Annotated in this window: 2 protein-coding genes; one reads left to right on the forward strand and one right to left on the reverse strand. The window is 69.8% G+C overall.

From position 1 onward, the window contains the following. Window positions 1-140 precede the first annotated feature (140 nt). Complete coding sequence (locus tag AB0H53_RS29045) at window positions 141-1,106, reverse strand: hypothetical protein (RefSeq protein WP_362119633.1); 966 nt, start codon at window positions 1,104-1,106, stop codon at window positions 141-143. A gap of 136 nt (window positions 1,107-1,242) precedes the next feature. Here AB0H53_RS29045 and AB0H53_RS29050 point away from each other — a divergent pair, with 136 nt between their 5' ends. Continuing rightward, window positions 1,243-3,864, forward strand: coding sequence for a valine--tRNA ligase (locus AB0H53_RS29050; protein ID WP_362119636.1), 2,622 nt, complete (start codon window positions 1,243-1,245; stop codon window positions 3,862-3,864). The last annotated feature ends 90 nt before the right edge of the window (window positions 3,865-3,954 follow it).

The following is a 3,954-nucleotide window of genomic DNA, read 5'->3' on the forward strand; positions in this document are numbered from 1 at the left end:
ACCCCTACACCCCCCTTGGGGTCCCGGGGTGCTAAATCACCTCCCCCCCCCACGTTATCGGGCGTGCGCCCCTTCCAGTGGCGGCCCCCGGGCCGGTTCCAGGAACCGGCCGGGCGCCTCACTGTCTACGCGCGGAGGCCTCAGATCTTGGAGCGCGACGACGTGTAGTGCTTGGCGGCCAGCCCGGCGGCCTGGTCGAGCGTCCCGGCCTGACCCGTCGCCGCGGAGACCAGGTCCATCATGTTGACGACGCCGTAGGTGCTGTAGTCGGCCCAGATGCAGGTGGGGACCGTCAGCTCCTTGGGGCCGTTCTTGGGGTTGCCGTCCGCGGAGGGGTTGGTCAGCTTGATGAACTGGCACTTCATCAGCGCGCCCTCGAAACCGGCCGGCGTCTTCTCCTCGGGGCTGCCCACGGGCTCCATCCTGAACCCCTGGGCGGCCTGCTGCTGCTGGCTCTTGGTGTAGTTGGCGAAGCCCGTGTCGATGGCCTTCTCGGGGTCCGCGATCTCACCCCATGTGCCGGTCAGGCTCATGCTGCGGCCCGACATCGGATTGGCCGGGTCGGCGCCCGCCCGGTAGCTGGCGCTGACCATCGAGGGGTTCTTGACCCCCATGGCGGTCGCGTTGGCCTTCATCTTCTCGTCCAGGGTGATCGGCCGGTCGGGGCCGCTCTTCCGGTAGTCGTCGATCGACGCCGCCGGGGTGATCTTGTAGCCCTTGGTGTCGTCGGCCACCGCGCCGTTGCCGCCACCCGTACCGAACACGAGGTACGCGCCCACGCCCAGCGCCGCCACCACCGCGATGCCGCCGATGATCCAGCCCGTCTTCTTCTTCGCCGGGGCCGTCGGCGGGGGCGGCGGGTAGGCGGCCGGACCGGTGCCGTACGGCGGCTGCTGCGGGGGCTGGCCGTAGGGCGGGGTCGGGCCGGGCTGCTGCGGGTAGCCGTAACCCTGCGGCGGGGGCGCCTGCTGGGGGTAGCCGTAGCCGGGCTGGGGCGCCTGCGGCTGCTGGCCGTACGGGCCCGGCTGGCCGTAAGGACCCGGCTGGCCGTACGGTCCCGGCTGCTGAGGCTGTCCGCCGTACGGGCCCGGCTGGTTGTAGCTCATTAAGGGGTTCCCCTCCGAATGCTTATGCGTTCCGAACATCCTGGCCGAGGCGCCGCCGACGCGGCACGGCGGGGGTCACACCGTTACGGAACATTCCCGTTTCAGCACGGCACTGTGACACCCCTAAACTGGGCCCGTGACCGAGAACACTCAGCAGCAGCCAGCATCCGTCCCCGAACTGCCGACCCAGTACGCGCCGGCCGAGGTAGAGGGGAAGCTGTACGAGCGCTGGGTGGAGCGCGGTTACTTCACGGCCGACGCCGGGAGCGACAAGCCGCCCTACACCATCGTCATTCCGCCGCCGAACGTCACCGGCAGCCTCCACCTGGGCCACGCCTTCCAGCACACGCTGATGGACGCCCTCACCCGCCGCAAGCGGATGCAGGGCTACGAGGCGCTGTGGCTGCCCGGCATGGACCACGCCGGCATCGCCACCCAGAACAAGGTCGAGCAGCAGCTCGGCGAGGAGGGCAAGTCCCGCCACGACCTGGGGCGCGAGGAGTTCGTCGAGCGCGTCTGGCAGTGGAAGGAGGAGTACGGCGGCAAAATCCTCGGGCAGATGCGCCGCCTGGGGGACGGCGTCGACTGGTCGCGCGAGCGCTTCACCATGGACGAGGGCCTGTCCAAGGCCGTCCAGACCATCTTCAAGCGGCTGTACGACGACGAGCTGATCTACCGCGCCGAGCGCATCATCAACTGGTGCCCGCGCTGCCTGACCGCCATCTCGGACATCGAGGTGGAGTACCAGGAGGACGACGGCGAGCTCGTCTCCATCCGGTACGGCGAGGGCGACGAGACGCTCGTCGTGGCGACCACCCGCGCCGAGACGATGCTCGGTGACACCGCGGTCGCCGTCCACCCCGACGACGAGCGGTACAAGCACCTCGTCGGCAAGCGCATCAAACTGCCGCTGACCGACCGCACCATCCCGGTCGTCGCCGACACGCACGTCGACCCGGAGTTCGGCACCGGCGCGGTCAAGGTGACCCCGGCGCACGACCCGAACGACTTCGCGATCGGCCAGCGGCACGGCCTCGAGTCGCTGACCGTCATGGACGAGCGCGGTCTGATCACCGTCCACGGCCCCTTCCAGGACCTGGACCGGTTCGAGGCACGCAGCGCGGTGGTCGGCGCGCTGCGCTCACAGGGCCGGATCGTCGCCGAGAAGCGCCCGTACGTCCACTCCGTCGGACACTGCTCGCGCTGCCGGACCACCATCGAGCCGCGCCTGTCGATGCAGTGGTGGGTCAAGGTGGAGCCGCTGGCGAAGGCCGCCGGTGACGCCGTCCGCGACGGCCGGGTGGCGATCCACCCGGAGGACATGTCGAAGCGGTACTTCGACTGGGTCGACAACATGCACGACTGGTGCATCTCGCGCCAGCTCTGGTGGGGCCACCGCATCCCGGTCTGGTACGGGCCGGACGGCGAGATCGTCTGCGTCGGGCCGGACGACGAGCCGCCCGCCGGCGAGGGCTGGACCCAGGACACCGACGTCCTGGACACCTGGTTCTCCTCCGGCCTGTGGCCGTTCTCCACGCTCGGCTGGCCGGAGAACACCGCGGACGTGCGGAAGTTCTACCCGACCGACGTCCTGCTGACCGGCCACGACATCATCTTCTTCTGGGTCGCCCGGATGATGATGTTCGGTCTGTACGCGATGGACGGCGAGGTCCCCTTCAGGACGATCGCGCTGACCGGCCTCGTCCGCGACGAACGCGGCAAGAAGATGTCGAAGTCCTTCGGCAATGTCGTCGACCCGCTGGACTGGATGGACGCCTACGGCTCCGACGCCGTCCGCTTCACCCTGGCCCGCGGCGCCAACCCGGGCACCGACGTGCCGATCGGCGAGAGCTGGGTCCAGGCGTCCCGCAACTTCGCCAACAAGATCTGGAACGCCACCCGGTTCGCGCTGATGAACGGCGCGACCGTGGAGGGCCCGCTGCCCGAGCCGTCGCGGATGTCCGCGACCGACCGGTGGATCCTCTCGCGCCTCAACACGACGGTCGCCGAAGTCGACGCGTACTACGACGACTTCCAGTTCGCCAAGCTCTCCGACACCCTCTACCACTTCGCGTGGGACGAGGTCTTCGACTGGTACGTCGAGCTGTCCAAGACGACGTTCTTCGACGGCGGCGAGCAGGCCGGGGTCTCCGCCCGGGTCCTGGGCGAGGTCCTGGACGTGACGCTGCGGCTGCTGCACCCGGTGGTCCCGTTCGTCACCGAGACGCTGTGGACCGCGCTCACCGGCAAGGAGTCCGTGGTCGTCGCCGACTGGCCGAAGGACTACGGTTTCCGCGACGAGGCCGCGGAGAAGGAGATCGAGCTGGTGCAGCGGGTCGTCACCGAGGTCCGCCGCTTCCGCTCCGACCAGGGCCTCCAGCCCGGCCAGAAGGTGCCGGCGCGCCTGGACCTGGACGGTACGGCGCTGGCGCCGCACGAGGCGGCCATCCGCCAGCTGCTGCGCCTCCAGCCGGAGGGCGAGGGCTTCAGCGCCACCGCCTCCCTGCCGGTCGCCGGCGCCACGGTCGCGCTCGACCTGTCCGGCACCATCGACGTCGCGGCCGAACGCAAGCGGCTGGCGAAGGACCTGGCCGCGGCCGAGAAGGAGCGGGCCCAGGCCACCGCGAAGCTCGGCAACGAGGCGTTCCTCGCCAAGGCCCCCGACCAGGTCGTGGACAAGATCCGCACCCGCCTGGCGAAGGCGGAGGAGGACATCGCCCGCATCCAGAACCAGCTGGAGACCCTGCCGAGGGCCTAGGTCCTGTCTGATAATGGATCTTGTGGTGGGTCGTGGTGAGCTGACGGATGCGGCGTGGGATCGGATAGCGCCGTTGTTGCCTGGTGCCGA

Origin of the sequence: Streptomyces sp. NPDC050856 (assembly GCF_040653855.1) — a bacterium.
Classification (GTDB): domain Bacteria; phylum Actinomycetota; class Actinomycetes; order Streptomycetales; family Streptomycetaceae; genus Streptomyces.